At 72.3% G+C, this 24,928-nt stretch carries 26 protein-coding genes; 19 read left to right on the forward strand and 7 right to left on the reverse strand.

Features of this window, described 5'->3' with window-relative positions:
- The first annotated feature begins 277 nt into the window (after positions 1-277).
- The 6 genes from G567_RS26830 to G567_RS35375 all read left to right on the forward strand — a co-directional run bounded on the left by G567_RS26830 (position 278) and on the right by G567_RS35375 (position 6,957).
- Positions 278-1,036 carry a redox-sensing transcriptional repressor Rex gene (locus G567_RS26830; RefSeq protein ID WP_051232304.1) on the forward strand — a complete coding sequence of 253 codons (759 nt, stop codon included), beginning with the start codon at positions 278-280 and terminating at the stop codon, positions 1,034-1,036.
- A gap of 70 nt (positions 1,037-1,106) precedes the next feature.
- Entirely contained in the window at positions 1,107-2,489 is a 1,383-nt protein-coding gene (locus G567_RS0104785; protein ID WP_028929078.1) for a glutamyl-tRNA reductase, read from the forward strand.
- Positions 2,486-3,511 (forward strand): hydroxymethylbilane synthase, encoded by a 1,026-nt coding sequence (gene hemC / locus G567_RS26835; protein ID WP_084795873.1) that lies wholly within the window; start codon positions 2,486-2,488, stop codon positions 3,509-3,511. Before G567_RS0104785 ends, hemC begins: the two co-directional genes overlap by 4 nt.
- The gene (locus G567_RS0104795; RefSeq protein WP_028929079.1) at positions 3,508-5,049 is read left to right on the forward strand and encodes a bifunctional uroporphyrinogen-III C-methyltransferase/uroporphyrinogen-III synthase; all 1,542 of its coding nucleotides are present in this window, start codon (positions 3,508-3,510) and stop codon (positions 5,047-5,049) included. The genes hemC and G567_RS0104795 overlap by 4 nt, the downstream gene beginning before the upstream one ends.
- A gap of 65 nt (positions 5,050-5,114) precedes the next feature.
- Positions 5,115-6,089: a porphobilinogen synthase gene (hemB, locus tag G567_RS0104800; protein WP_084795874.1), complete on the forward strand. Its 975-nt coding sequence runs from the start codon at positions 5,115-5,117 to the stop codon at positions 6,087-6,089.
- Between the two features lie 145 nt (positions 6,090-6,234).
- Entirely contained in the window at positions 6,235-6,957 is a 723-nt protein-coding gene (locus G567_RS35375; protein WP_186814231.1) for a hypothetical protein, read from the forward strand.
- Here the strand turns inward: G567_RS35375 and G567_RS35380 are convergent.
- Positions 6,878-7,354 carry a helix-turn-helix domain-containing protein gene (locus G567_RS35380; protein ID WP_342662903.1) on the reverse strand — a complete coding sequence of 159 codons (477 nt, stop codon included), beginning with the start codon at positions 7,352-7,354 and terminating at the stop codon, positions 6,878-6,880. The genes G567_RS35375 and G567_RS35380 overlap by 80 nt on opposite strands.
- Positions 7,355-7,422: 68 nt before the next feature.
- On the opposite strand from G567_RS35380, the gene G567_RS0104810 reads away from it, so the two are divergent.
- From G567_RS0104810 to G567_RS26850, 9 genes are all read left to right on the forward strand, one after another.
- Positions 7,423-7,881: a DUF4282 domain-containing protein gene (locus G567_RS0104810; RefSeq protein WP_037055888.1), complete on the forward strand. Its 459-nt coding sequence runs from the start codon at positions 7,423-7,425 to the stop codon at positions 7,879-7,881.
- Positions 7,882-7,935: 54 nt separating this feature from the next.
- The gene (locus tag G567_RS35095) at positions 7,936-8,724 is read left to right on the forward strand and encodes a hypothetical protein (protein ID WP_051232306.1); all 789 of its coding nucleotides are present in this window, start codon (positions 7,936-7,938) and stop codon (positions 8,722-8,724) included.
- A 45-nt stretch (positions 8,725-8,769) separates the two neighbouring features.
- Positions 8,770-10,110 (forward strand): glutamate-1-semialdehyde 2,1-aminomutase, encoded by a 1,341-nt coding sequence (hemL, locus tag G567_RS0104820; RefSeq protein ID WP_261763806.1) that lies wholly within the window; start codon positions 8,770-8,772, stop codon positions 10,108-10,110.
- Positions 10,107-10,739: a histidine phosphatase family protein gene (locus G567_RS0104825; RefSeq protein WP_028929084.1), complete on the forward strand. Its 633-nt coding sequence runs from the start codon at positions 10,107-10,109 to the stop codon at positions 10,737-10,739. The genes hemL and G567_RS0104825 overlap by 4 nt, the downstream gene beginning before the upstream one ends.
- On the forward strand, positions 10,736-11,320 hold the full coding sequence (locus G567_RS0104830) for a TlpA disulfide reductase family protein (RefSeq protein ID WP_028929085.1): 585 nt from the start codon (positions 10,736-10,738) through the stop codon (positions 11,318-11,320). The genes G567_RS0104825 and G567_RS0104830 overlap by 4 nt, the downstream gene beginning before the upstream one ends.
- 70 nt (positions 11,321-11,390) lie before the next feature.
- Positions 11,391-12,167 (forward strand): cytochrome c biogenesis CcdA family protein, encoded by a 777-nt coding sequence (locus G567_RS0104835; RefSeq protein ID WP_028929086.1) that lies wholly within the window; start codon positions 11,391-11,393, stop codon positions 12,165-12,167.
- Positions 12,168-12,178: 11 nt separating this feature from the next.
- The gene (gene resB / locus G567_RS26845) at positions 12,179-13,888 is read left to right on the forward strand and encodes a cytochrome c biogenesis protein ResB (RefSeq protein ID WP_084795875.1); all 1,710 of its coding nucleotides are present in this window, start codon (positions 12,179-12,181) and stop codon (positions 13,886-13,888) included.
- The gene (gene ccsB / locus G567_RS0104845; RefSeq protein WP_028929087.1) at positions 13,888-14,841 is read left to right on the forward strand and encodes a c-type cytochrome biogenesis protein CcsB; all 954 of its coding nucleotides are present in this window, start codon (positions 13,888-13,890) and stop codon (positions 14,839-14,841) included. The genes resB and ccsB overlap by 1 nt, the downstream gene beginning before the upstream one ends.
- 53 nt (positions 14,842-14,894) lie before the next feature.
- A complete protein-coding gene (locus G567_RS26850; RefSeq protein ID WP_245585541.1) occupies positions 14,895-16,310 on the forward strand; it encodes a MinD/ParA family ATP-binding protein in 1,416 nt (471 codons plus the stop codon).
- A gap of 2 nt (positions 16,311-16,312) precedes the next feature.
- On the opposite strand, the gene G567_RS0104855 is transcribed toward G567_RS26850, so the two are convergent.
- Positions 16,313-16,537 (reverse strand): hypothetical protein, encoded by a 225-nt coding sequence (locus G567_RS0104855; protein WP_211223852.1) that lies wholly within the window; start codon positions 16,535-16,537, stop codon positions 16,313-16,315.
- A 94-nt stretch (positions 16,538-16,631) separates the two neighbouring features.
- Positions 16,632-16,850: a BldC family transcriptional regulator gene (locus G567_RS0104860; RefSeq protein WP_028929089.1), complete on the reverse strand. Its 219-nt coding sequence runs from the start codon at positions 16,848-16,850 to the stop codon at positions 16,632-16,634.
- A gap of 164 nt (positions 16,851-17,014) precedes the next feature.
- Here G567_RS0104860 and G567_RS26855 point away from each other — a divergent pair, with 164 nt between their 5' ends.
- Positions 17,015-17,380: a DUF4229 domain-containing protein gene (locus G567_RS26855; protein ID WP_084795877.1), complete on the forward strand. Its 366-nt coding sequence runs from the start codon at positions 17,015-17,017 to the stop codon at positions 17,378-17,380.
- On the opposite strand, the gene G567_RS0104870 is transcribed toward G567_RS26855, so the two are convergent.
- The 4 genes from G567_RS0104870 to G567_RS0104885 form a co-directional block, all read right to left on the reverse strand.
- Positions 17,336-18,217 (reverse strand): 1,4-dihydroxy-2-naphthoate polyprenyltransferase, encoded by an 882-nt coding sequence (locus G567_RS0104870; protein ID WP_028929090.1) that lies wholly within the window; start codon positions 18,215-18,217, stop codon positions 17,336-17,338. The two genes, G567_RS26855 and G567_RS0104870, sit on opposite strands and share 45 nt — an antisense overlap.
- 9 nt (positions 18,218-18,226) lie before the next feature.
- Complete coding sequence (locus tag G567_RS26860; RefSeq protein WP_211223853.1) at positions 18,227-19,516, reverse strand: hypothetical protein; 1,290 nt, start codon at positions 19,514-19,516, stop codon at positions 18,227-18,229.
- Positions 19,517-19,639: 123 nt separating this feature from the next.
- Positions 19,640-20,809 carry an o-succinylbenzoate--CoA ligase gene (menE, locus tag G567_RS0104880; protein WP_037055989.1) on the reverse strand — a complete coding sequence of 390 codons (1,170 nt, stop codon included), beginning with the start codon at positions 20,807-20,809 and terminating at the stop codon, positions 19,640-19,642.
- Between the two features lie 138 nt (positions 20,810-20,947).
- Positions 20,948-21,868: a 1,4-dihydroxy-2-naphthoyl-CoA synthase gene (locus tag G567_RS0104885; protein ID WP_028929092.1), complete on the reverse strand. Its 921-nt coding sequence runs from the start codon at positions 21,866-21,868 to the stop codon at positions 20,948-20,950.
- Between the two features lie 114 nt (positions 21,869-21,982).
- Between G567_RS0104885 and G567_RS0104890 the strand changes: the two genes are divergently transcribed.
- The 3 genes from G567_RS0104890 to G567_RS0104900 all read left to right on the forward strand — a co-directional run bounded on the left by G567_RS0104890 (position 21,983) and on the right by G567_RS0104900 (position 24,887).
- Positions 21,983-22,684: a GntR family transcriptional regulator gene (locus tag G567_RS0104890; protein WP_028929093.1), complete on the forward strand. Its 702-nt coding sequence runs from the start codon at positions 21,983-21,985 to the stop codon at positions 22,682-22,684.
- 146 nt (positions 22,685-22,830) lie between these two features.
- Positions 22,831-23,601, forward strand: a complete 771-nt coding sequence (locus tag G567_RS0104895; protein WP_245585542.1) for an N-acyl homoserine lactonase family protein — start codon at positions 22,831-22,833, stop codon at positions 23,599-23,601.
- A complete protein-coding gene (locus G567_RS0104900) occupies positions 23,598-24,887 on the forward strand; it encodes a hydroxyacid-oxoacid transhydrogenase (RefSeq protein WP_028929095.1) in 1,290 nt (429 codons plus the stop codon). Before G567_RS0104895 ends, G567_RS0104900 begins: the two co-directional genes overlap by 4 nt.
- The last annotated feature ends 41 nt before the right edge of the window (positions 24,888-24,928 follow it).

Raw genomic sequence — 24,928 nt, forward strand, 5'->3', positions numbered from 1 at the left:
ACGAGTGAGGCGCCGAGCTGCCCAATGACCCTCCGGAGCGCGTCGAAACGGGCGGTGAACGGCTGTTGCCGGGCGGTCACCGGCCCCTTTCGAGGGCCCCGACCACCGGGCCGGACCGCGACCAAGATCGCTACTTTGTGCGTGCCTTCACAAGCGGCTACCGTGTTCCTCAGACGCCAGCCCACAGGCCCCGGTCGCTCCCGGGTCTCGCCTGCTGCGCCCGATCCGCATCCTGTCGCGGACCGTAGAGAACGGACGAACTCGAGGAGACGCCAGCGTGACGTTGCGATCGCACGCAGGTTCCTCGGCCCGCGCCGGCGGCGCCTCCCGGACGGCCGCGAAGCTGGCGCGCTCGATTCCCGAGGCCACCGTCGCGCGGCTGGCCGTGTACCTGCGCATCCTGGGTGAGCTCGCCGAGCAGGGCGCGGACACGGTGTCCAGCGAGGAGCTCGCCGCGGCCACCGGCGTCAACTCCGCCAAGCTCCGCAAGGACCTGTCCTACGTCGGCTCCTACGGCATCCGGGGAGTCGGCTACGAGGTCGTGCCGCTGCACCACGAGATCGAGCGGACGCTGGGGCTGGACCAGAAACAGGCCGTCGCACTGATCGGGGTGGGTAACCTCGGCCACGCGCTGGCGGGTTACGGCGGGTTCGGCGGTCGTGGCTTCCCGGTGACGGCGATGTTCGACGTGGACCCCGATATCGTCGGCATCCGCATCAACGGCATCCTTGTCGATCATGTACGCGATATCTCCGCGGTGTGCGCCGCGCGCGGGGTGACCATCGGCATGATCGCCACACCCGGCTCGGCCGCACAGGCGGTCTGCGACCAGTTGGTGGACGCGGGCGTCGAGTGCATCCTCAACTTCGCGCCCGTCGTGCTCCAGGTCCCGGATCGGGTCGAGGTACGCAAGGTCGACCTCGCGGTCGAGCTGCAGATCCTGGCATTCCACGTGGCGCGCAGACGGGTCGCGGGTACGGACGGGTCCGAGCCGGCGAAGGGTGCGACGAACGGATCGGTGGTGCTGCCCCGGTGAGCAGGCTTGCGAGCGAGTCGATGACCTGGCTCCTGCGTGGGATGCTTCCTGAGCGCGGCGAGGGAGTGCGATGAGCGTCTTGGTGGTCGGGATGTCGCACCGCAGCGCGCCCGTCGAAGTGCTGGAACGGGCTGCTGTGGGCGGCGAGGACGTCGCCAAGCTGTTGGACGAGATGCTGCGTGGCGAGCACGTGAGCGAGGTCGTCCTGCTCTCGACGTGCAACCGGATCGAGGTCTACGCGGTCGTCGACGCGTTCCACGGCGGTCTCGCGGACGTCTCCGCGGTGCTCGGAAGGCACACCGGCCTTCCGCTGGCCGAGCTCACCGAGCACCTCTACGTGCACTACGCCGCGTCCGCGGTGGCGCACCTGCTGTCCGTCGCCGCCGGCCTCGACTCGATGGTGGTCGGGGAGTCGCAGATCCTCGGCCAGCTGCGCGGCGCGTACGCGGCTGCCGACGAGGCCGGTTCGGTCGGTCGGGCGCTGCACGAGCTGGCCCAGCACGCGCTGCGGGTCGGCAAGCGGGTGCACGCCAGCACCGGGATCGACGCCGCGGGCGCGTCCGTCGTCTCCGAGGTGCTCGTCGACGCCGCACGGGTGCTCGGCCGCACCGTCGGGGATCTCGCCGGCACCAAGGCCGTCGTCGTCGGGGCCGGTGCGATGGGCGCGCTCGCCGCCGCGCACCTGCGCCGCTGCGGGGCCGCCGAGATCGTCGTGCTGAACCGCACGCCGGACCGGGCCGATCGGCTTGCCGAGAAGAGCACCGCCCAGGGCACGCCCACCCGCGCCGGGCGGCTCGCCGACCTCACCTCCGAGCTGGTCGACGCCGACCTGATGGTGGCCGCCACCGGCGCGATCGGCGCCGTCGTCGAACGCGCCACGGTCGCCGAGGCCACCGCGGCGCGCCCCGACCGGCCGCTCGCGGTCTGCGACCTCGGGCTGCCGCGCGCCGTGGATCCCGGCGTCGCGACCGTTCCGGGGGTCACCGTCATCGACCTCATCACGTTGCAGCGCAGGCTCACCCGCGGAACCAGCGGGGGCGCCGTCGCCGCGGCCAAGGCGATGGTGGCCGAGGAGACGCAGGCCTATCTCGCGGCGCAGCGCTCCGCCGAGGTCACCCCGACCGTCACCGCGCTGCGCAGGCGGGCCTCCGAGGTCGTGGATGCCGAGCTGCTGCGGCTGTCGGCGCGGTTGCCCGATCTCGACGAGAACGTGCGCGAGGAGTTCACCCGCACCGTCCGCCGCGTCGTAGACAAGCTGCTGCACACCCCGACGGTGCAGGTCAAACGGCTGGCGGAGGGCCCGGACGGCGGCAGCTACGCCCTGGCGCTGCGCAAACTGTTCGAGCTTGACCCACAGACCCCCGCGGCCGTCGCCACCCCGCTGAGCGGGGACGGCGTGCTGGCCGCGATCGAGGCCGAGCTCGCGCCCGGCGATGAGGAGGCCGGACGATGAGCCCGATGTCGCAGACCCAGCCGTTGCGGGTCGGCACCCGCGGCAGCGCGCTCGCGATGGCCCAGGCAGGAGGGGTCGCCGATCGCATCCGCACCGCGGGAAGGCCCACCGAGCTGGTGCCGGTGGCCACGCCGGGCGACCAGTCGTCGGCGCCGGTCGCCGAGCTGGGCGTGGGGGTGTTCGTCTCGGCGCTGCGCGACGCACTCGCCGCCGGCGAGGTCGACGTGGCGATCCACTCGTTCAAGGATCTGCCGACCGCCTCCGACCCGCGGCTCGTGCTGGCCGCGGTGCCGGCCAGAGAGGACCCCCGCGACGCGCTGGTCGCTCGCGACGGCCGGGTGCTCGGCGAGCTTCCGGCCGGGTCGCGAGTCGGCACCGGCTCGCCGCGGCGGGCGGCCCAGCTGCGGGCGTTGGGGTTGGGGCTGGAGATCGTCCCGATCCGGGGCAACGTCGACAGCCGGATCCAGAAGGTGCGTTCGGGCGAGCTCGACGCCGTGGTCCTCGCCGCGGCCGGGCTGCGCAGGCTGGGCCGGGTGAACGAGGCATCCGAGCTGCTCGACCCGCTGCAGATGCTGCCGGCCCCCGCACAGGGTGCGCTGGCCGTGGAATGCCGGGCGGGTGCGCCCGGCAGCGCCGAGCACGAACTCGCCCGGTTCCTCGCGGAGACGCTCGACGATCCCGCGGCACGGGCCGCGGCAAGCGCCGAGCGGGCGGTGCTCGCGACGTTGGAGGCCGGCTGCAGCGCTCCGGTCGGCGCGCTTGCCGACGTGGTGTCCGACTGGGAGACGACACCCGGCTCCGCCGGGGAGAGTGACGAGGGTCGGGCGGTCGACCGCCTTTCGCTGCGCGCGGTGGTCGGTACGGCGGACGGCGGGCTGGTGCGCGCCTCCGCGATGGGAGAGATGGACGACGCCGAGAAGCTCGGCGCGGCGCTGGCCGCCGAGCTTCTCGACATGGGCGCCGAGATCCTGCCTGGTACGGCCGGGCGCCCGCAGAACGCTGGATCTGGAGTTGACGAATGAACCGAGCAACCGCAACCCCGGGTCGGATCGCCTTCGTTGGCAGCGGCCCCGGCGACCCCGGGCTGCTGACCGTGCGTGCCCGGGACGTGCTCGCCGGCGCGCCGCTCGTGGTCACCGACCCCGATGTCCCGGAGGCGATCCTCGCCCTCGTCGCCGAGGGGGCCGAGGTGCGGCCCGCCGTCGGCCAGCCCGGCGACGTCGCCCGCGACCTCGTGTCCGAGGCCACCTCGGGCCGCCCGGTGGCCCGGCTCGTGGGTGGTGACCCGCTGACCGCCGACGCCGTCGTGCAGGAGGCCATGGCCGTCGCCAAGGCCGGGGTGGCCTTCGATGTGGTGCCGGGTGTCCCGGCGGGCACCGCGGTGCCCGCCTACGCCGGCGTTCCGCTGGGTTCGGCGCATGTCGAGGCCGACGTCCGCGCCGGGGTGGACTGGGCGCGGCTGGCGTCCGCCCCGGGCCCTCTGGTGCTGCACGCGGCCCCGTCGCATCTCTCCGAGGTGGCGGGCGCGCTGACCGAGCACGGGCTGGCCGAGCAGACCCCCGTCGCGGTCACCGTGCGCGGCACCGCGGCTACCCAGAAGACGGTCGAGACCACGCTGGCCGCCATGGCCGCGGACGCGGCCGAGTTCGAGGGCCCGCTGGTCCTCACGCTGGGCCCGGAGGTCGCCCGGCGGGGTGAGCTGTCGTGGTGGGAGTCGCGTGCGCTGTACGGCTGGCGGGTTCTGGTGCCGCGGACCAAGGACCAGGCGGGGGCGATGAGCGACCGGCTGCGGGTGCACGGCGCGATCTCCGAGGAGGTCCCGACCATCGCGGTCGAGCCGCCGCGCTCACCCACCCAGATGGAGCGCGCGGTCAAGGGCCTTGTCGACGGCCGCTTCCAGTGGGTCGTGTTCACCTCGACCAACGCCGTCCGGGCGATCTGGGAGAAGTTCGCCGAGTTCGGCCTCGACGCCCGCGCCTTCTCCGGGGTGAAGATCGCCTGTGTCGGCACGGCGACCGCGGAGAAGGTGCGCAGCTTCGGGATCACCCCTGAACTGGTGCCGAACATCGAGGAGGCCCAGGAGTCCACCTCGGAGGGTCTGCTCAAGATCTTCCCGCCGTACGACGACGTGCTCGATCCGGTCGACCGGGTGCTGCTCCCGCGCGCCGATATCGCCACCGAGACCCTCGCGGCCGGGCTGCGCGAGCGCGGCTGGGAGATCGACGATGTGACCGCGTACCGCACGGTGCGGGCAGCGCCGCCGCCCGCGCCGATCCGGGAGGCGATCAAGAGCGGTGGTTTCGACGCGGTCTGCTTCACCTCCTCGTCGACGGTGCGCAACTTGGTCGGGATCGCCGGCAAGCCGCACGCCCGCACGCTTGTCGCCTGCATCGGCCCGGCCACCGCGGAGACGGCGCGCGAGTTCGGCCTGCGCGTCGATGTGCAGCCGGAGGAGGCTCGGGTCCCGACCCTGGTGGACGCGCTGGCCGCACACGCCGCCCGGCTGCGCGCCGAGGGCGCCCTGCCCCCGCCGCGGAAGGTCAAGGCGCGCAGGCGCTGACGCGCCCGTGAGCGGCGAGTACCGCTGGAGCGGTACTCGCCGCTCACGAGCCGTAGGCTGGGGCGATGGCCTTTCCCACGCAGCGCCCGCGCCGGTTGCGGACGACGCCCGCGATGCGCAGGCTCGTCGCCGAGACCGATCTGCGACCGCGGCATCTCGTGCTGCCGATGTTCGTCAAGGAGGGCGCCGCGGAGCCGGTGCCGATCGGGTCGATGCCCGGTGTCGTCCAGCACACCCGCGACTCGCTGCGCAAGGCCGCGGCCGAGGCGGTCGCGGCCGGGGTCGGCGGGCTGATGCTCTTCGGTGTCCCGGTGAAGCGGGACGCCGCCGGTAGCGGCGGCACCGGCCCCGGCGGCGTGCTCAACGTCGCGCTTCGCGACCTGCGCGCCGAGGTGGGTGACGCGACCGTGTTGATGGCCGACACCTGCCTCGACGAGTTCACCGACCACGGCCACTGCGGTCTCCTGGATGCCCAGGGCCGGGTCGACAACGACGCCACGCTCGCCGTCTACGCGGAGATGGCGGTGGCCCAGGCGGCGGCCGGGGCGCATCTCGTCGGCCCGAGCGGGATGATGGACGGGCAGGTGGGCGCGATCCGGGGCGCGCTCGACGATGCCGGGTACGCCGACACCGGTATTCTCGCCTACACGGCCAAATACGCCTCGGCGTTCTACGGACCGTTCCGGGAGGCCGTGGAGTCGCAGCTGCGCGGCGACCGCAAGACCTACCAGCAGGACGGCGCCAACGTCCGGGAGGCGCTGCGCGAGCTCGCCCTCGACCTCGACGAGGGCGCGGACGTGGTCATGGTGAAGCCGGCGATGGCCTACCTCGACGTGCTTCGCGCCGTCGCGGAGAACGCCGATGTCCCGGTGGCCGCCTACCAGGTCTCCGGGGAGTACTCGATGGTCGAGGCGGCCGCGGCGAACGGTTGGCTGGACCGGGAGCGGACGATCCTCGAGACGCTGACGGGTATCCGCCGGGCCGGCGCCGATATCGTGTTGACGTACTGGGCCACCGAGGTCGCCGAACGTCTGGGATGACGCCGCCGGCCTGGCCGGACGGTGCGCGGCGGCGTCGGCACGGATGTTCCCCCGCGGGACCCGAGGTAACGGGCCTGTCACGGCGGTGACCGGTTGTCGCGCTTTCGTGGACATGACCGGTTCCGCGGCTCTACGTTCTTTCGTCGTGACGACTCCTCCCGACCCGAGCTGGCAGGGTCAGCCCGACTGGCAGGCTCCGCACAACGTGCCGCCGGGATACGGGACACCCGCCCCGCAGCAGGGCGGCTATCCGCAGCCTGGTGCACCGTCCGGATGGGGCCCTCCACCGGGAGCCGAGCCCGGCTACGGACCGCCCGCCGGGTACGGGCAGCCCGGTCACGGGCCCCCTCCGGGATACGGCCCACCGCCCGGGGCCCACCCACCGCCACCCGGCGGCTCCGGGCTCAGCATCGCCGCGGTCAGGTCCGCCTACGCCGACGCCCGGCCGCCCAAGGAGGTGCACCAGGCGTTCCGCGCGCTGATGGTGGCGCTGGCGATCGGCGTGCTGTCGTCGATCGTCGGGCTGGTGTTCACCGCGATGCTGCTGTCCAACCTGTCGGGGGGCTACGGGCTCGGCGGCTCGGTTTTCAGCCTGATCATCACCTTGATCATCTACGGGCTGGCCGTGTTCGTCGCCGTGCAGATGCGCGCGGGCCGCAGCTGGGCACGCACGACGATCGCGGTGCTCGGTGGTATCGGTCTGGTGCTCGGGGTGGTCGGGCTGTTCGCCTCGTTCGGGCTGGCCGCCGCGGTCTACGGTGGGCTCTACACGACTCTGACGCTGCTGCTCAACGTTGTTCAGCTGGCGCTGATCGCCGCCGCGCTGTACCTGATGTTCCGCCCGAACGTGAATGGGTACTTCCGGTGATCGGGCCCCGTGCCCGGATCGGCGCCGCTGAGGTCGAAGTGATCACTCGGCCGGGCCGGGCTGGAGATGGAGAGCGTTGACGTCCTCCCCCGCCGGACGGCGGGGGGTTCCGGCCGCTACGCCACCGGGGAAGGGGTGCGCGGTGCTGAGGTTCGCGGTTCACCGCGGTGGGCATCCCCGCCGCTCCCCGCGCGGTCACGGCCCGTCCGGCCGCGATGTTCCGGGCTGTGTTCAGATCGGCGTTGCTCATCTGCCCGCGGGTGCGGTAGCCCAGCTGTTCGACCGCGAGGTTCCATACGTACCGGGCGTGCCCACAGTGCGCGAGCAGGGCCTGCTCCTGCTCGCGGGTGGGGTACATCCGGAACCGCACGCCCGCACCGTCCCACGACCCACCCACAGCTTCGCGAAGGGAGGGAGCACCAGTCCGCCGCCCGCTGAAGCGGGCGGTCTCCTGGTGCAACTCTGATGACCCATGATCCCGCTTCCCCCGACGACCGTTCGCAGCCCGGCGGTGGCTGGCAGCAGCCCTACCCAGGGGGTTACGGTCAGCAGCCGCCGCCCGGATGGGGGCCCGGCGGCCCGGGCGGCCCGCCGGCCGGATACGGCGGCCCGACCGGCCCTTCCGGTTTCGGGAACCCGCAGGACCAGGCCAGAGGGTTCTTCACGGCTCTGTTCGACTTCGGTTTCAACCGGTTCGCGACGCCCGCGGTGGTGAAGGTCGTCTACATCATCGGGACGGTGGTCCTGACACTCGCCTATCTCGCCGCGATCGTGACGGGATTCCTCGACAGTTTCGGGCTCGGTCTGCTGGCGATCCTTGGCGGGGCACTTGTGTACCTGTTCTACCTGACGCTGTTCCGGATCACGCTCGAGTTCTACTACGCTGTGGTCCGCATGTCGGAGGACATCCATCACCGGCGTTGAGGCCCACGGTGTCCCCGCTTGGACACATCGATTGATCAGCCATACGGTGGCGCAGTGAGCACACCGCCGGACCCGCAGGGCCAGCCTGGCCAGCACCCGGATCGGCCGGCCGATCCGGGTCGCGAGCAGCAGCGCCGCGAGCAGGAGACAGGGCAGCCCGGGGGCGTCCAGCACCCGGGCACCGGCCAGTACCCCGAATACGGGCAGCAACCCTACGGCCAGTACCCGTATGGCCAACAACCCTACGGCCAGCCCCCGTACGACCCGTCCCAGTACGGCCAGCAGCCGTACGCCGGTCAGTACGGTCAGTACGGTCAGCCGCCCTACGGCGGGCAGTACCCGTACAACCCCTATGCCGCGACGCCGGCCGGCCTCGACGAGCAGGTGCAGCCGGTCTCCCGGCCGCCCACGGTCGTGCTGGCGCTGGTGCTGCTGGCGCTCAGCGCGCTGCCGTTCATCGTGAGCGGGGTGCTGTTCCTGACGATCCCGATCAACTTGGACGCCCTGCCGCCGGAGCTCAACCTGGACGCGGCGATGGCCGAGGCCGGGGTGACCCCGGAGCAGTTGATCGGGGTCTTCCGCGCACTGGCGGGGGCCATGCTGGCGGTGGCGCTGCTCTACGTGCTGTTCGCGGTGTTCGCGTTCCTCGGCCGCAACTGGTCGCGGATCGTCGTCACGATCATGACGGCCGGCTTCGCGATACTGCTGCTGCTGGGCATGTCCAGCGGGGTGGACGCGGCGAGCCAGGGCATTCTGGTGGCGATCCTGGTGCTGTGCGTCGGCGGCACCGTCCTGCTCTACCTGCGGCCGTCGAACCAGTTCTTCACTGCCCCCCGCCGGTAGGGGCCCGGCCACCCACACCACCGACCGGCTGCGAGACTGGTGGCCGTGAGTTCGTCGCCGAGTTCGCCCTCCACCCCCGCCCCGCCTGCTGCGCAGGCCTCCGCCCAGATGTTCGAGCGGGCGAGCAGGGCCATCCCGGGCGGGGTCAACTCCCCGGTCCGGGCGTTCAACGCGGTCGGGGGAACGCCGCGGTTCATGGTGTCGGCGCGCGGGCCGTGGCTGACCGACGCCGACGGCGTCCGCTACGTCGACCTGGTCTCCTCGTGGGGCCCGATGATCCTCGGGCACGCGCATCCGGCCGTCGTCGAGGCAGTGCGCGCGGCGGCGGGCCACGGGCTGTCGTTCGGCGCCCCGACCCCGGCCGAGATCGAGCTCGCCGAGGAGATCATCGCCAGGGTCGCGCCCGTCGAGCAGGTCCGGCTGGTGAACTCCGGAACCGAGGCGACGATGAGCGCGATCCGGCTGGCCCGCGGCATCACCGGCCGTCGGGTGATCGTCAAGTTCGCGGGCTGCTACCACGGCCACGTCGACGCCCTGCTGGCTCAGGCGGGCTCGGGGGTGGCGACGCTCGGACTGCCGACCAGCCCCGGCGTCACCGGGGCCCAGGCCGCGGACACGGTCGTGCTGCCCTACAACGACCTCGATGCCGTCCGCGCGGTATTCGCCGAGCGCGGCGCCGAGATCGCCTGCGTGATCACCGAGGCCGCCGCGGGCAACATGGGCGCGATCGCGCCCCGGCCGGGCTTCAACGCGGGCCTGCGCGAGATCACCCGCGAGCACGGCGCGCTGCTGGTGATGGACGAGGTGATGACGGGTTTCCGGGTCTCCCCGGCCGGCTGGTACGGGCTCGAGGGCGTGCCCGGCGACCTCTACACGTTCGGGAAGGTGATGTCGGGCGGGCTGCCCGCGGCGGCGTTCGGCGGGCCCGCGGCGCACCTGGCCCACCTGGCCCCGGCCGGGCCGGTCTACCAGGCCGGGACGCTGTCGGGTAACCCCGTCGCGGTGGCCGCCGGGCTGGCCACCCTGCGCCACGCCGACGAGGCCGTCTACGCCGCGCTGGACGTCAACGCGCGCAGGCTCGGCGGGCTGATCGGCGAGGCGCTGACCGCGGCGGGGGTTGCGCACCGCGTGCAGTACGCGGGCAACCTGCTCTCGGTGTTCTTCACCGCCGATGAGGTGCATGACTACGCCGGCGCGCAGGCGGCCGAGACGTTCCGCTTCCCGGCGTTCTTCCACGCGCTGCTCGAACGCGGGGTGTACCCGCCGCCGAGTGCGTTCGAGGCGTGGTTCGTCTCCGCGGCCCTCGACGACGACGCGTTCGCGGTCATCGAGTCCGCCCTGCCCGATGCGGCGAAGGCCGCCGCCGCCGCGAAGCCGACGGCATGAGCACCACGACCCTGGTGCATCTGTTGCGGCACGGCGAGGTGCACAACCCCGGCGGGGTGCTGTACGGGCGGCTCCCCGGTTTCCGGCTCTCGGAGAACGGCCTCGCGCAGGCCGAGAAGGTCGCCAAGGCGCTGGCCGAGAACGACATCACCGTCGTGCTCGCCTCGCCGCTGCAGCGGGCGCAGGAGACCGCGTCGCCCCTCGCCGCGACGCACGGCGTCGAGATCGTCACCGAGGAGCGGCTCATCGAGGCCGCCAACCGGTTCGAGGGCAAGACGTTCGGGGTGGGCGACGGGGCGCTGCGGCGTCCCCGGAACTGGCCGCTGCTGACCGACCCGTTCACCCCGTCCTGGGGCGAGCCCTACCGGCGGATCGCCCATCGGATGTTCGCCGCCGCACACCGTGCCCGGGAGCTGGCCGGCGGCCATGAGGCGGTATGCGTGTCGCATCAGCTGCCGATCTGGACGCTGCGTCGCTTCCTGCTCGGGCAGCGGCTGTGGCACGACCCGCGGCGCAGGCAGTGCGCGCTGGCGTCGCTGACCACGCTCGAGTTCACCGACCATGAGCTGACCGGGTTGCGCTACAGCGAGCCGGCCGGCGCGAGCGACCCGGCGGTGACCGGCGCATGATCCGGCTGCTGACGCTGATCGCGGCGCTGCTGCTGCTCGCGGGCTGCGCGACGACGGGCAAGGACGCCGTCGCCGTCGGCGGGGAGTTCCAGTTCGTCGCGCCCGGCGGGCAGATGACCATCACCTACGACCCGCCGGAGTCCCGCAGCAGGCTCCCGCAGCTGTCGGGGGAGAGCCTGCTGCACCCGGGGCAGACGATCGGCGTCGGCGACCACGCCGGCAAGGTGCTCGTGATCAACATCTGGGGTTCCTGGTGCGGGCCGTGCCGGGAGGAGATGCCCGATCTCCAGTTCGTGCTCGACCAGACCCGGGCCGACGGGGTGGCCATGATGGGCATCGACGTCCGCGACGACCGGGCCGCCGCCGCCGACTTCGTCCGAGACCGCGGGCTGACCTTCGACTCGATCTACGACCCACCCGGGCGGGCACTGTTTCAGCTGCGCGGGTACCCACGCAACGTCGTGCCGTCGACGATCGTGCTGGACCGCCGGCATCGGGTCGCGGCGGTCTACCTCACCCAGATCCGGGTGAGCGAGCTGCTCCCGCTGGTCGAGCGCCTCGCGGCCGAACCGGCCGTGTGAGTACGGTTCCACTACATCTTGTAGAACCCGGTGGGCGGGCCGGATGCCGGCACACCTAACCTGGTGGTCGATGGACCCCACGACCACCCTCGCGATGTCGGGACCGCTGCTGGTCGCGGTCGCGGTCGCGGCGCTTGCCGGCGCGGTGAGTTTCGCCTCACCGTGCGTGGTCCCGCTGGTCCCGGGCTATCTCGCCTATCTCGCCGGTCTCGTGGGCGCCGACGCCCCGCCCGCGACCCCCGCCGAGGCGGCTCGCCGCCGGGCGGGCCGGTTCCGCGTCGCCGGGGCGGCCGCGCTGTTCGTCGCCGGGTTCACCGCCGTGTTCGGCACGATCCTGGTCGGGGTCGTCTGGCTGGCCGACACGCTGGTGCGCAACGAGGTCGTGCTGCAACGCGTGGGCGGCATGGTGATGATCGTGATGGGGCTGGCGTTCGTCGGGCTGCTGCCCGCGCTGCAGAACGAGCGCCGCGTGCACTGGGTGCCGCGGGCGGGCCTGTGGGGCGCGCCGTTGCTCGGCGCGGTCTTCGGGCTCGGCTGGGTGCCGTGCGTGGGCCCGACGCTGGCCGGGGTGGTCGCGGTCGCCGCCGGGACGGGCGGTGGTTCACTGCGCGGGATCGTGCTCACACTCGCCTACTGCGCCGGGCTGGGGGTGCCGTTCGTGATCATCGCGTTGGGCGCGTCCCGCGCCGTGCGGGCGCTGGGCTGGCTGCGCCGGCACACCCGGGCGATCCAGGTCGGGGGCGGCGTGCTGCTGGTCGCCGTCGGCGTGCTGCTGGTGACCGGGCTGTGGGGCGGCCTGCTCGCGCAGCTTCAGGTATCCATCGCCGGCTTCACCCCGGCCTTGTAGCGCAGGCGCCGATGAGTTCGCCACCGACCGCGTCGCCGTCGCCGCCCGAGGCGGCGCCGGGTGCCGCGCCGCCGCCGCGCAGGCCGTCCGCGGCGACCCGGATGCTGGCGTTCGGCCGCAACACCTGGCGCGGGCTCACCAGCATGCGCACCGCGCTGGTACTGCTGTTCCTGCTGGCGGTGGCGGCGCTGCCGGGGGCGCTGCTGCCCCAGCGATCACTCAACCAGTCCCTCGTCGACGAGTACTTCGCCGACTACCCGTGGCTCGCGCCGATCCTCGACGACCTCGGCTTCTTCGACGTCTTCGCCGCGCCCTGGTTCGCCGCGATCTACCTGCTGCTGATGATCTCGCTGGTCGGCTGCGTGCTGCCGCGGACCGTCGAGCATCTGCGCGGGATGCGGGCCGCGCCCGTCGCCACCCCGCGCAATCTGTCCCGGCTGCCGCACCACGCATCGGCCGTGCTGGACGCGGACGCCGACACGGTGCTCGAGCGGATCCGCGGCCGGCTCGGCGCCGGCCGCCGGTTCGGCTGGCGGACCGCCGTGCGGGAGGAACCCGGCGGAGTGCGCACGGTCTCCGCGGAGAAGGGCTACCTGCGCGAGGCCGGCAACCTGGTGTTCCACCTCAGCCTGGTCGGGCTGCTGATCGGCTTCGCGGTCGGCAAGCTTTTCGGCTACGAGGGCCAGGTCATCGTGCTGACCGGGGGCGGCCAGTTCTGCAACTCCTCGATTCTGGGCTACGACTCGTTCCGCGCCGGATTGCGCGTCGACGGCACCCAGCTCCACCCGTTCTGCGTCAAGGTCGACGACTTCGAGGCCGACTACCTGCCCAACGGCCAGCCGGACAGCTTCCGGGCCGATATCGGCTACCAGACCGCCGCCGACCTGGCCGCCGGGCACACCGACCGGTGGACGCCCTATCCGCTCGCGGTGAACCACCCGTTGCGTATCGACGGGTCGCGGGTCTACCTGCTCGGCCACGGCTACGCGCCGCGGTTCACCGTGACCTGGCCCGACGGCCAGCAGCGCACCGGCGAGATCCAGTGGAAGCCCGTCGACCAGGTCACCCTGCTGTCGGAGGGGGCCACCAAGTTCGAGCGTCCCGGGGTGACCGATCCCGAGCAGCGGCGCACGAACCAGCTCGCGGTGACCGGGCTGTTCGCGCCCACGAGCTCCGGCGGTGCGCTGGTCACCTCGGTCTTCCCCGACCTGCGTGACCCGGAGGTCGCGGTCGACATCCTGCGCGGCGACCTCGGTCTCGACGACGGCCGCGGGCAGTCGATCTTCTCGGTGGACCAGAGCAAGGTCGAGTCCGGTGAGCTCGTCCGGGTGGCGCGGGCCAACCTCGCGCCGGGTGAGCAGGTCGCGCTCGACGACGGCACGACGGTGCGCTTCGACGGCGTCCAGCAGTGGGTGTCGCTGCAGATCAGCCACGACCCGGGCCAGTCGGCCGTGCTCGTGTTCGCGATCACGGTGCTGCTCGGGCTCGGCCTTTCGCTCTCGATCAAACGCCGCCGGTTCTGGGTCCGGATCCACCCCGGGGACGGGGCCGGACGCAGCACCGTCGAGCTCGGCGGGCTGGCGCGCACCGACCAGGCCGGCTACGGCGAGGAGTTCGACCGGCTGCGCGCCGACCTGCTGGATACCGACCTGCCGGGCACCGGCCTGCCGGGCCCATCGAACACGGACCCTCCACCCGACACTCACCCTGGGGACACCTGATGCCGATCGATCCGGTCCTCGCGCTGTTCAGCGACCGCCTGTTCTTCGGCGCGGTCGCCGTGTACACGCTGGCGATCCTGCTACACGCGGCGGAGTACGTGGCCGCGCGAGAGACGGTGCGCGCACCGGCGCTGGTCGGGGCGGGTGATGCGGCCGACGGGGCCGGAGCTGATGGGGCGGGAGCTGCCGGGGCCGAGCCCGCCGGCCGCTCGGGCTCGGAGCGGTTCGGGCGGATGGCCGTGTCGATCACCGTGCTCGGTGTGCTGCTGCACGGCGCGTCGATCGTGCTGCGCGGGCTCGCGACCGAGCGCTGGCCGCTGGGCAACATGTACGAGTTCACCGCGGCGATCTGCCTGGCGGTGGTGGTGACCTGGCTGGTGGTGCTGCGCCGGTCGCCGTCGCTCCGCCTGGCCGGCGCCTTCGTGCTGCCGCCGGTGTGGATCCTGATGTTCCTCGGCGGCACGGTGCTGTATGCGCAGGCCGCGCCCGTGGTGCCCGCGTTGCAGTCCTACTGGCTGGCCATCCACGTCACGACGGTGACGATCGCGTCCGGGCTGCTGGTGGTCGCCGGCGTCGCGAGCCTGCTGTACCTGCTCAGCGGCTCAGGGAAGGCCGCGGCCCTGGTGGCGAAGCTGCCCTCGGCCGCGGCGCTCGACCGGCTCGCCTACCGGGTGACCGCCGTGGCGTTCCCGATCTTCACGTTCGCCGTGATCGCCGGGGCGATCTGGGCCGAGGCGGCCTGGGGCCGGTTCTGGGGCTGGGACCCGAAGGAGACGGTCGCGTTCGTCTCGTGGATCATCTACGCCGCCTACCTGCACGCGCGGGCGACCGCGGGCTGGCGCACCACCCGCGCGGCGTGGATCAACTCTCTGGGGCTGGCCACCGTGGTGTTCAACCTGTTCTTCATCAACATGGTGGTCGCGGGGCTGCACTCCTACGCCGGGATCGGCTGATCGCGCCCACCTGATCTCGACCATGACCGTAGGCGGGACTAACGTCGCTGTACGTGAGTGAGCGAGAGCCGCAGGACTACCCGGACGGCTCAGTGGGCCGCTACGTCCGCGAGCGCTGGGGGACCGAGCCGTCGGCCACGCACCGTCCGCGCGACCGCGCGCCCGTGCCGCCCGCTCCGCGCCCGGAGCCCGAGTTCGAGTCCCGGCCGACGCCCCGGCAGTACCTCGATGCACCCGCGCGTCCGGTCGCCGAGGTCTGGGGTAGGGCGGCGGATCCGCGTTCCGTCGAGGACCTCGAGGCCGAACTCGAGGCGCCGAACCCGCCGCACGGGGCGGGCCCGGGTGCACCCAGGCGCACCGAGCCCGGGACCCCGGCGCAGGCCGCGCCGCCCCCGGCCGAGCCGCCGGCTGGGCCGCCCTCGGCTGGGCCGCTTCCGCCACCCCCGGCCCCGTCGCCCCGCCCGCCGCGGCCCAGCGGTTCGGGGTGGACCGATCCGGGCGCTGTGGCAGCGCAGGAGGCGCAGCGCGCCCGGATCGGGGAGGCCGATCTGGCCGGTGCCGCCGATCTGTCCTCGGCCCGGTTGTTGCGCCCCTCGAAGCGTCCGCCGCAGTCGGGTTGGCGCCGGGTCGTCTATCGGCTGTCCGGGCGGCTGATCAATCCGGGGGAGAGCCCCGCCGATATCCGCAAGCGCGAGCTCACCACCCGCGTCAACCAGCCCCTCCTGGGCTGCTACAAGATCGCGATGCTGAGTCTCAAGGGCGGCGTCGGCAAGACCACGATGACCGCGACGCTCGGCGCGACGTTCGCATCACTGCGCGGTGACCGGGTCGTCGCCGTCGATGCCAATCCGGACCGCGGCACGCTCAGCCAGAAGATTCCGCTGGAAACCAGCGCCACCGTGCGGCACCTGCTGCGCGACGCCCAGCGCGTGCGCCGCTACACCGACGTGCGCGCGTACACCTCTCAGGGTCCTTCGCGTCTGGAGGTGCTGGCGAGCGACCAGGACCCCGCGGTCTCCGAGGCCTTCAGCGAGGACGACTACCGGCGCACGGTCAACCTGCTCGAGCACTTCTACAACATCGTGCTCACCGACTGCGGCACCGGCCTGATGCATTCCGCGATGTACGGCGTGCTCGGGGTGGCGGATCAGCTGATCATCGTGTCGTCCGGATCGATCGACGGCGCCCGCAGCGCGTCGGCCACGATGGACTGGTTGGATGCGCACGGGCACGCCGATCTGGTGGCCAACGCGGTCGCAGTGATCAACTGCGTGCACCGGCGGGCGGGTGGGGTGGATCTGGACCGGGTGGCGGAGCATTTCGCACTGCGGTGCCGTGCGGTCGTGCGCGTCCCGTTCGATGCCCATCTGGAGGAGGGCGCGGAGGTGGATCTGGATCGACTCGATCCGGCGACCCGGATCGCGCTGCTGGAACTGGCCGCGTCGGTGGCCGACGGCTTCCCGTCCTGACGTCAGGTTGTGGGTGGGTCCTCCCGGCGCCGGACGGTCTCGTCGAGATGACGCAGGAAATCGGGGTCGTCGTCAGGTCCGCTGACCCGCGACCGAACGGCGCCACCGGATGGCCGCCACAGCGCGTGCCGGAGGCCCGGCCGGCTGCTGTTCCGTTCGGTGTTCATCGCCTTCCACAGCAGCAACGTGATGATCACGGCACTCGCGAGCGTGACGAGGAACAGCATCACAACCACCTCCGGCACGAGGTTAACCCAGGTGTGGCAAGATCCGGGTGAAGAGCCCGGCGGGTACCGAGCTCTCCCTCGGCCGACCGGGTGCTCAGCCCCGCGTGGGTACGGTCGCCTCGCTGGTGAGTTCGGCGAGCATCCCGCGAACTTCGGACTCACGGAAACGGCGGTGTCCACCGGGTGTACGGATCGAGCCGATCCGACCGGCCGACGCCCATCGGGTCACGGTCTTCGGGTCGACGCGGAACAGGGTCGCCACCTCGCCGGGGGTGAGCAGCCGCTCGTTCTGGTTCTGGGTCGGAGTCGACATCCGTGCCTCCAGGTCGTTGATTACCGGGCTATCGTGACAGCTCGGACCGTGGGTACTCGAACGGTTGTCTGAAGGTAAAGGGCTCTTAAAGGACGAATCGGACGGTTCCGGGTGGGGGTGCCACCGCCAACGCCCCGGCCCGCGGGCGGCCGTACCCTCGGGGTATGTCCAACCCCGCGTCCGAGCCGCCGGGCACCCGGCGGGATCACCCACCAGGGCTGGCCGCGACCGTCGCGCTCTACACGCTGGCCCGACTCGCGCTCGTCGCCGTCATCGGCGGGTTGCTGATGTTCGCGGGCGTCCCGCTGCTGCTGGCCATGCTGATCGCGCTGATCGTCGCGCTGCCGCTGTCGATGTTCCTGTTCCGCGGGCTGCGCGGCAGGCTCGACGCCGCGATCGCCGTCGCCGAGGAGCGACGTTCGGCGGAGCGCGAGGCGCTGCGGGCCCGGCTGCGTGGGGAGGTGGCGCCGGGCTCGGACGAGGGCTCAGACGAGGGCACCGAGCGCCAGCCCGACGCCGGTCGCGGCTGACCACACCAGCAGCAGGATCCCGGTGTCGCGCAGCACCCGGATCAGCTTTCGCCCATCCGCCCCGCCGAGGACCCGGCGCACCTGGGTGATGCCCAGCGGTAGCGCGAGCAGGCCGAGCGCCATCGGCAGGCTGCGCAGCGCGGACAGCAGCGAGAGGACGAACGGCAGGATGACGATCGCCGCGTAGAGTCGGCGGGTGTCGGCGTCGCCGAGCAGCACGGCCAGGGTGCGCTTGTCCGCCAGTTCGTCGGTCGGGATGTCGCGCAGGTTGTTGGCCACCAGCACCGCGCAGGTCAGCACCCCGACGCCGACGGCACCGACGATCGCGAGCGGCCCGGGGGCACCGCTCTGGGTGATGACCGTGCCGAGCACCGCGATCGGGCCGAAGAACACGAACACCGCAACCTCGCCGAGCCCGGTGTAGCCGTAGGGTCGCTTTCCGCCGGTGTAGAACCAGGCGCCCACAACACAGAGGACGCCGATCCCGAGGAGCCACCACTGCCGGCTCAGCGAGACCAGGGTGAGCCCGGCCAGCCCCGCGACCGCGAACCCGACGAACGCCGCCGTGCGCACCTGTACCGGCGCCGCCGCCTTGGAGCCGACGAGCCGCTGCGGTCCGACCCGGGTGTCGTCGGTGCCGCGGATGCCGTCGGAGTAGTCGTTGGCGAAGTTGACCGCGACCACCAGGGACACCGCCACGACCAGCGCGAGCAGCGCCCGCCCCGGTGCGATGGTGCCGCTGCCGATGGCGGCGCCGGTGCCGACGAGGACGGGAGAGATCGCGGTCGGGAGGGTGCGCGGACGGGCACCTTCGATCCACTGCGCCAGGGTGGCCACCCGCGCAACCTATCCGGCGGCCGGACACGCCCCGACGGCACCGGCGCCGGACACCGCGCTCGCGGCGACGAACTGGCCGGCGCCGATCCGAAGCCAGGCGTTCGGCGCGGTGCCCGTGACGCATTCGACGGGAACGTCGGCCGTGCGCACCGCGATCCCGACCTGCTCGGCGTTCCGGCTCGGTGCGGCGCGGACCGGGACGTTCTCCTTCGCCGCGACCTCCGCCAACCGGGCCGAGCCGGTCCACAGGTAGTCCACGGTCACCCAGGCGTTGTCGCGCAGGCCGAGCGCGTCCCAGAAAAGGCCGTCCGCGAGATCGATCCCCGCCGGGTTGACGACCTTGCGGCCGAACTGGTCCTTGCCGCCGTTGTAGCCGTTGCGGTAGGCGGCCTGGGCCTCGGGAAGACCCTGCGGGAGGTCCGCCCAGTTCTGCCGGACCGTGCCGGGGTTCCAGTAGTCGTCGCGGGTGTTCCACGGGCCGACGTCCCAGACCGGGGCGAACGCGCAGCGGCCGCCTGCCGTGCAGACCTTGACCGAATAGTCGCTCGTCCCGCGGGGGGACAGGGCCCGCCGCGAGGGCAGCGCGACGAAATGGTCTCGTTCGGTGATCACGTGCCCGTTGGCCGTGGTACCGCCGACCAGGCCCTCCCTGGTGGCGAAGACCCGGGAGCTGAGCGTCTTGCGCGGGACGGCCGCGGCGGTGGTCCGCGACGTCGGGTGCGCGGCCTGGCGCAGGTCCCGGACCAGCGGTCGGGCATCCGGCGTTCCGGCCAGTACGAGCCGGCTCTGCACCTCGGTGATGGGTTCGGGGAGCGTCGCGGTACCCGCGGTGTCGCGGTAGGTGGTGCCGGTCGACGTCGAGGGAATCCACTCGGTCCAGTTGCCGCCGGCGCGCCTGCCTCGCACGTCCACGGTCACGGTGCTGCCCGGTGGCAGGTCGGCGACGACCATCGAGTCGACGCGGTCGGTCGGGTGGGCGAGGGTGTGCGGGGCGAGGGTGAGCAGGCCGGTCGAGCGCACCGCGGCGGGGTCGGGGTCCGGGGCGCCCTCCGTCATCGCCGTCCGGCCGGCCGTCCCCGGATGCGCCCCGGGCGGCATGGGCCGGGCCGTGCGCTGGTCGAGCACGACGGCGTCGGCGCGTGTCGTCACCCCGGCCGCCTCGCCGGAGCGCAGGTCCGACGACCAGGTGGTGAGCGGCGGCGCGGCCGCGTAGGCCGGCGCGACGCCGGCGGCCAGCACGCCCGCGACGGTGAGCAGCAGCGCGGTACGCAGCCTCGTCCACATTCTCGCGACCCCCATGACGCGCGACCTGTTACCCGGGTGACGACAGTGGTGCCTGTGCCGTCAGGTGCGAACCACACCGCATGAGCCGGTAGTGGTCAAGAAACAGAGAGTGAGCACACTCGGGGGCGGTGCTCGGTGTCACCGGTTCGGGGCGTCTGCGTCCTCGCTGTTCGTGTCGCCCTTCTCGGCGGTCAGCAGCGCGCGGACGGCGGCCCGGTCGGGCTTGCCGACGCCGCGCAGCGGCAGCTCGGGAACCACCCGCACCCTGCGCGGCACCGCGGCCCGCCCCAGGTCCGCGCGAACGGCCGCGCGCAGGCGCTCCAGGTCGGAGGGCCCGGTCAGCACCAGCGCCGCGCCGACGACCTCGCCCCACTGCGGATCGGGCAGCCCGACCACGCAGGCCGCGCCGACCCCCGGCTGGGCAGCGAGCGCCCGCTCCACCGCGGCGGGGGCGATCTTCTTCCCGCCGGTGACGATCATGTCGTCGGCCCGGCCGAGGACGGTGAGCCGGGTGCCGTCCCAGCGCCCCAGGTCGCCGGTGCGGAACCACCCGTCGGTGAACGCGGCGGCGGTCTCGTCCGGCCTGCCGAGATAGCCTGCGGCGAGGGTGGGACCGCCGAGCAGGATGCGCTCGTCCGCGTCGAGCCGCACCCGCACGCCGTCGAGCGGGATGCCGTCGTAGACGCAGCCGCCCGCGGTCTCGCTCATCCCGTAGGTGGCGACGACGGCGACGCCCGCGGCCTCGGCCCGGGCGCGCAGGCCGGCGTCCAGCGCCGCCCCGCCGACCAGGACGGCGTCGTAGCCGCACAGCGCGTCGAGCGGCGGGCCGCCGGCGTCGAGGATGCGAAGCACCTGGGTGGGCACCAGGCTGGTGCAGCGCCGGGCGCCCGCGGCCTCGCCGGTCAGCCGGGCGGTGGCGGCGGCGAACTCGGCGGGTCGGAAGCCGTCGTGCAGATCCTGCACGACCGGTGGCGCCCCGGCCAGCAGCGCGCGCACGATCACCTGGACGCCGGCGACGTGCTCGGCGGGCAGCGCCAGCAGCCAGCGCGCCGGACCGCCGAGATGCCGCTCGGTGGCCCGGGCCGATGCGGTGAGCGCGGCGGTGGTGAGCATGACGTGTTTGGGCAGTCCGGTGGAGCCCGAGGTGGCGATCACCACCGCCGTGCCGGGGGCGGGTTCCCCGGCGGGGACGGCCCCGGGCCCGGCCACCGGGGCCACTGCGGGGCCGGTGCCGTCCAGAGCGGCGCCCAGGGCGTCGGCCAGCCGCGCGACGGCCCGGGGTGAGCCGTCGACCGGTACCACCTCCAGGGCCGTCACGACCGACCTGCCCGAGGCATGAACACCGTTTCGGAGCCCGCGACCGCGGCATGCGCGGCTCCGGCCTCCGAAACGCTGGTCATGGTGGCGGGGCCGCGGCGAACCCGGATGCCGATCATGTGGCGGTGGTCAGTAGTGCCAGGGGTAGGGCGCCCAGTCGGGCTCGCGCTTCTGCAGGAACGCGTCGCGGCCCTCCACCGCCTCGTCGGTCATATAGGCCAGCCGGGTCGCCTCGCCGGCGAACAGCTGCTGGCCGACCAGGCCGTCGTCGGCAAGGTTGAACGCGTATTTGAGCATCCGTTGCGCGGTCGGCGACTTGCCATTGATCTCCGCCGCCCATTCCAGCGCGACCTTCTCCAGGTCCGCATGCGGGACGACGGCGTTGACCGCGCCCATCCGGTGCATCTGCTCGGCGGTGTACGCGCGGCCGAGGAAGAAGATCTCGCGGGCGAACTTCTGCCCGATCTGCCGCGCCAGGTACGCCGAGCCGTAGCCGCCGTCGAAGGAGCCCACGTCGGCGTCGGTCTGCTTGAACCGGGCGTGCTCCGCGCTGGCCAGGGTGAGGTCCGCGACCGCGTGCAGGGAGTGTCCGCCGCCCGCCGCCCAGCCGGACACCACGGCGATGACGACCTTGGGCATGAACCGGATCAGGCGCTGGCATTCGAGGATGTGCAGCCGCCCCGCGCGCGCCGGGTCGACGGTCTCGGCGGTGTCGCCCGAGGCGTACTGGTAGCCGGTGCGGCCGCGGATGCGCTGGTCACCGCCGGAGCAGAACGCCCAGCCGCCGTCGCGCGGGGACGGACCGTTACCGGTGAGCAGCACGCAGCCGACGTCCGAGGTCTGCCGGGCATGGTCGAGCGCGGTGTACAGCTCGTCGACGGTGTGCGGCCGGAACGCGTTGCGGACCTCCGGGCGGTCGAAAGCGATGCGCACGGTACCGCCCGCGGGGCCCGCGGCCCCGGCGCGGTGGTAGGTGATGTCGGTGAACTCGAAACCCGGCACGGCCTTCCATGCCTCGGGGTCGAACAGCTCGGACACGGCGTCGGTCACGGCGCCGACCCTACTTTCCGCCGTCGGGGCGCCCCCGCGACCGGGCCGGATGCGGCCGATTTGACCGGTGGTATGTGGCATGCCAGTCTCCCGGACCGTGTCGGGGCGGTCACGATGAAGCAGGTCAGGCAGACGTCCACCGTCTATGCCCAGGTGCTCGACGCGCTGCGGGCCGCGGTGATCACCGGTGAGCTGCAGCCGGGCAGTCTGCACTCGGTCGCGAACCTCGCCGGCCAACTCGGGGTCTCCCGCACGCCGGTCCGGGAGGCGCTGATCAAGCTCGCCGGGCAGGGCATGGTCCGCTTCGAGCGCAATCGCGGCGTGCGCATCCTGCAGACCTCGCTGCACGATCTCGAGGAGGTCTTCGCGCTGCGGCTGCTGCTGGAGGTGCCGGCGACGCGGCGGGCGGTCGGACAGCTCGACGCGGCGGGGCGCCGGGAGCTGCGGCGGCTCTACCAGGCGATGGAGCGGGCTGCGAAGGCCGACGACGAGTTCCGGATGCTGGAGCACGACCGGCGGTTTCACCGGGTCGTGCTGGAGGCGTCGGGCAACCGGCGGCTCGCCGAGTTCGTCGACGGCCTTCGCGACATGGTGCTGCGCCGCGGGGTGTCGACCGCCCGGGCCTCGCGCAGCCTCGACGACATCGTCGTCGAGCACCACAAGATCCTCGAACCGATCGAGGCGGGTGACGCCGCCGCCGCGGCCGAGGCGATGCGGGCGCACCTCCAGCACACCGCCGAGTTGCTCATCTCCCAGGAGGCGGGTGCCGAGTCGGGCGGCGTCGATGTCGATCTGGGTTGGACGAGCCACCGTTGACGCAACGGCACGTCGCCACCGATTGACGTGTGGCATGCCACATGCCACGGTCGAGGCGCGTGTGCCAGACACGCGGTCACCCCCTCAGCGCTGAAGGGACCACGATGGCAACTGCGAACAAAGTGAGCGTCATCCCGTGCGGAGCGATGCACGCAGACCTGACCTGGCTGTTGCTCAAGGCGGGGCGGACCATCCGCCCGCGGCAGGAGAAGGACGCCAAGATCGTGTGGTCGGAGGTGCCCACGCACTGCGTTCTGGTGGAGACCGACGGGGGGAAGATCCTCTGGGACACCAGCTGTCCCCGGGACTGGGAGCAGCGCTGGGCTCCCACCGGCTTCCAGGAGTTCTTCCCCTACGACGCGGTCAGCGACGAGGAGTACCTCGACTCCCGGCTCAAGACGATGGGCGTCGGCCTCGACGAGATCGACTATGTGGTCCTGTCGCATCTGCACTTCGACCACGCCGGCAACGTGAAGATGTTCGAGAACACCAACGCCAGACTGGTCGTCAATGACAAGGAAATGGAGTTCGCACACAGTTTCGACGGGCTGTTCAGCGGGGCCCACCTCAAGACCGACTACGAGGGCGTGACGTTCGAGACGGTCTCCGGCGACGCCGAGTTCCTGCCCGGCGTCACGCTGATCGAGTCGCCCGGGCATACCCCCGGCTGCATGTCGATGCAGGTCGAGCTGCCCGATACCGGAACGATGATCTTCACCTCCGACGCTGTCTACATGGGGGACAGCTACGGCCCGCCCGCCGCCCCCGCCGCGATCGTGAACAACCTCGAGGATTGGTTCCGCTCCGTGGAGAAGCTGCGCGGCGTCCAGGAGAGGACCGGAGCTCAGATGATCTTCGGACATGATCCCGATCAGATCCACAAGATCCGGACGGTGCCGGAGGGGGCCTACACATGACAGCCGCCGACCTGACCGAGGAGACGATCTTCACCTGGGGGGCGCCGCCGCTGAAGTTCGGTGCCGGAGCCGCCGACGAGGTCGGGTTCGAGATGTCGCTCTACGGTGTCCGGCGGGTACTGATCATCACCGACCCGGGGATCAGCGCGATCGGGGCGCCGCAGCGCATCGCCGACAACCTCAAGCGCTACGAGATCGAGTCGGAGATCTTCGACGGCGTGCACGTCGAGCCGACCGACGACTCGATGAACAAGGCGACGGAGTACGCCCGCGCGCAGGGCCCCTGGGACGGCTTCGTCGCCGTCGGCGGCGGGTCCTCGATCGACACCGCCAAGGCGATCAACCTGCTCACCAGCCATCCCGGCGAGCTGATGGACTACATCAACAAGCCGATCGGGGCCGCCAAGGCACCGCCGGGGCAGCTCAAGCCGCTCATCGCGATCCCGACGACGGCGGGCACCGGTTCGGAGTCCACCGCGATGTGCGTGCTCGACATCCTGTCGATGAAGGTCAAGACCGGGATCAGCCACTGGCGGTTGCGTCCGACGCTCGCTGTGATCGACCCGCTGCTGACGATGTCGCTGCCGCCGGAGGTCACCGCGTCGGCCGGGATGGACATCGTCTGCCACGCGGTGGAGTCCTACACGGCGAAGTGGTACACGGCGTTCGACCGCAAGAAGCCCGAGGAGCGGGTGACCTACTGCGGCTCCAACCCGGTGTCGGACCTGTGGTGCGAGAAGGCGATGCGGCTGCTCGCGCAGTCCTTCCGCGACGCGGTGCACCGCGGGTCGGAGGACGTCGAAGCGCGGTCGAACATGATGATGGCCGCGACGTTCGCCGGGATGGGCTTCGGCAATTCCGGGGTGCACATCCCACACGCCAACGGCTATCCGATCGCCGGGATGGTGCGCGACTACCGGCCCGCAGGTTATCCGCAGGACGAGCCGATGGTCCCGCACGGGCAGTCGGTCTCGCTGACCGCGCCGCAGGCGTTCCGGTTCTCCTTCGAGTCCGCCCCGGAGCGGCATCTGCGGGCCGCGGAGCTGATGGACCCGCGCGCGGACAGGACGAACGACCCGCGTGAGCAACTGCCGTCGGTGCTCATCTCGCTGATGCGCGACATCGGGATCCCCAGCGGGATCGGCGCCGTCGGCTACACCGAGGCCGACGTACCCGATCTCGTTCCCGGAACGATGAAACAGCAGCGGCTGCTGGCCACCTGCCCGAAGACACCGTCCGAGGACGACATCGCCGACATCCTCACGAAATCCATCTCCAACTGGTAGCCACCTGTGAGTGCGTAACAGTGTTAGAACACTGTTACGCA

This window comes from Pseudonocardia asaccharolytica DSM 44247 = NBRC 16224, assembly GCF_000423625.1.
GTDB classification, from domain to species: domain Bacteria; phylum Actinomycetota; class Actinomycetes; order Mycobacteriales; family Pseudonocardiaceae; genus Pseudonocardia; species Pseudonocardia asaccharolytica.

What these genes read in the sequence shown, in the direction of transcription:
- hemC (WP_084795873.1), top strand. Translation starts at nt 2,486, where the DNA reads ATGAGCCCGATGTCGCAGACCCAGCCGTTGCGGGTCGGCACCCGCGGC.
- G567_RS0104825 (WP_028929084.1), top strand. Translation starts at nt 10,107, where the DNA reads ATGAGCACCACGACCCTGGTGCATCTGTTGCGGCACGGCGAGGTGCAC.
- G567_RS0104900 (WP_028929095.1), top strand. Translation starts at nt 23,598, where the DNA reads ATGACAGCCGCCGACCTGACCGAGGAGACGATCTTCACCTGGGGGGCG.
- G567_RS0104835 (WP_028929086.1), top strand. Translation starts at nt 11,391, where the DNA reads ATGGACCCCACGACCACCCTCGCGATGTCGGGACCGCTGCTGGTCGCG.
- G567_RS0104890 (WP_028929093.1), top strand. Translation starts at nt 21,983, where the DNA reads ATGAAGCAGGTCAGGCAGACGTCCACCGTCTATGCCCAGGTGCTCGAC.
- hemB (WP_084795874.1), top strand. Translation starts at nt 5,115, where the DNA reads ATGGCCTTTCCCACGCAGCGCCCGCGCCGGTTGCGGACGACGCCCGCG.
- G567_RS0104895 (WP_245585542.1), top strand. Translation starts at nt 22,831, where the DNA reads ATGCACGCAGACCTGACCTGGCTGTTGCTCAAGGCGGGGCGGACCATC.
- G567_RS26860 (WP_211223853.1), bottom strand. Translation starts at nt 19,516, where the DNA reads ATGGGGGTCGCGAGAATGTGGACGAGGCTGCGTACCGCGCTGCTGCTC.
- G567_RS0104860 (WP_028929089.1), bottom strand. Translation starts at nt 16,850, where the DNA reads ATGTCGACTCCGACCCAGAACCAGAACGAGCGGCTGCTCACCCCCGGC.
- G567_RS26855 (WP_084795877.1), top strand. Translation starts at nt 17,015, where the DNA reads ATGTCCAACCCCGCGTCCGAGCCGCCGGGCACCCGGCGGGATCACCCA.
- G567_RS0104785 (WP_028929078.1), top strand. Translation starts at nt 1,107, where the DNA reads ATGAGCGTCTTGGTGGTCGGGATGTCGCACCGCAGCGCGCCCGTCGAA.
- G567_RS0104810 (WP_037055888.1), top strand. Translation starts at nt 7,423, where the DNA reads ATGACCCATGATCCCGCTTCCCCCGACGACCGTTCGCAGCCCGGCGGT.
- G567_RS0104855 (WP_211223852.1), bottom strand. Translation starts at nt 16,537, where the DNA reads ATGCTGTTCCTCGTCACGCTCGCGAGTGCCGTGATCATCACGTTGCTG.
- ccsB (WP_028929087.1), top strand. Translation starts at nt 13,888, where the DNA reads ATGCCGATCGATCCGGTCCTCGCGCTGTTCAGCGACCGCCTGTTCTTC.
- G567_RS0104830 (WP_028929085.1), top strand. Translation starts at nt 10,736, where the DNA reads ATGATCCGGCTGCTGACGCTGATCGCGGCGCTGCTGCTGCTCGCGGGC.
- resB (WP_084795875.1), top strand. Translation starts at nt 12,179, where the DNA reads ATGAGTTCGCCACCGACCGCGTCGCCGTCGCCGCCCGAGGCGGCGCCG.
- G567_RS0104795 (WP_028929079.1), top strand. Translation starts at nt 3,508, where the DNA reads ATGAACCGAGCAACCGCAACCCCGGGTCGGATCGCCTTCGTTGGCAGC.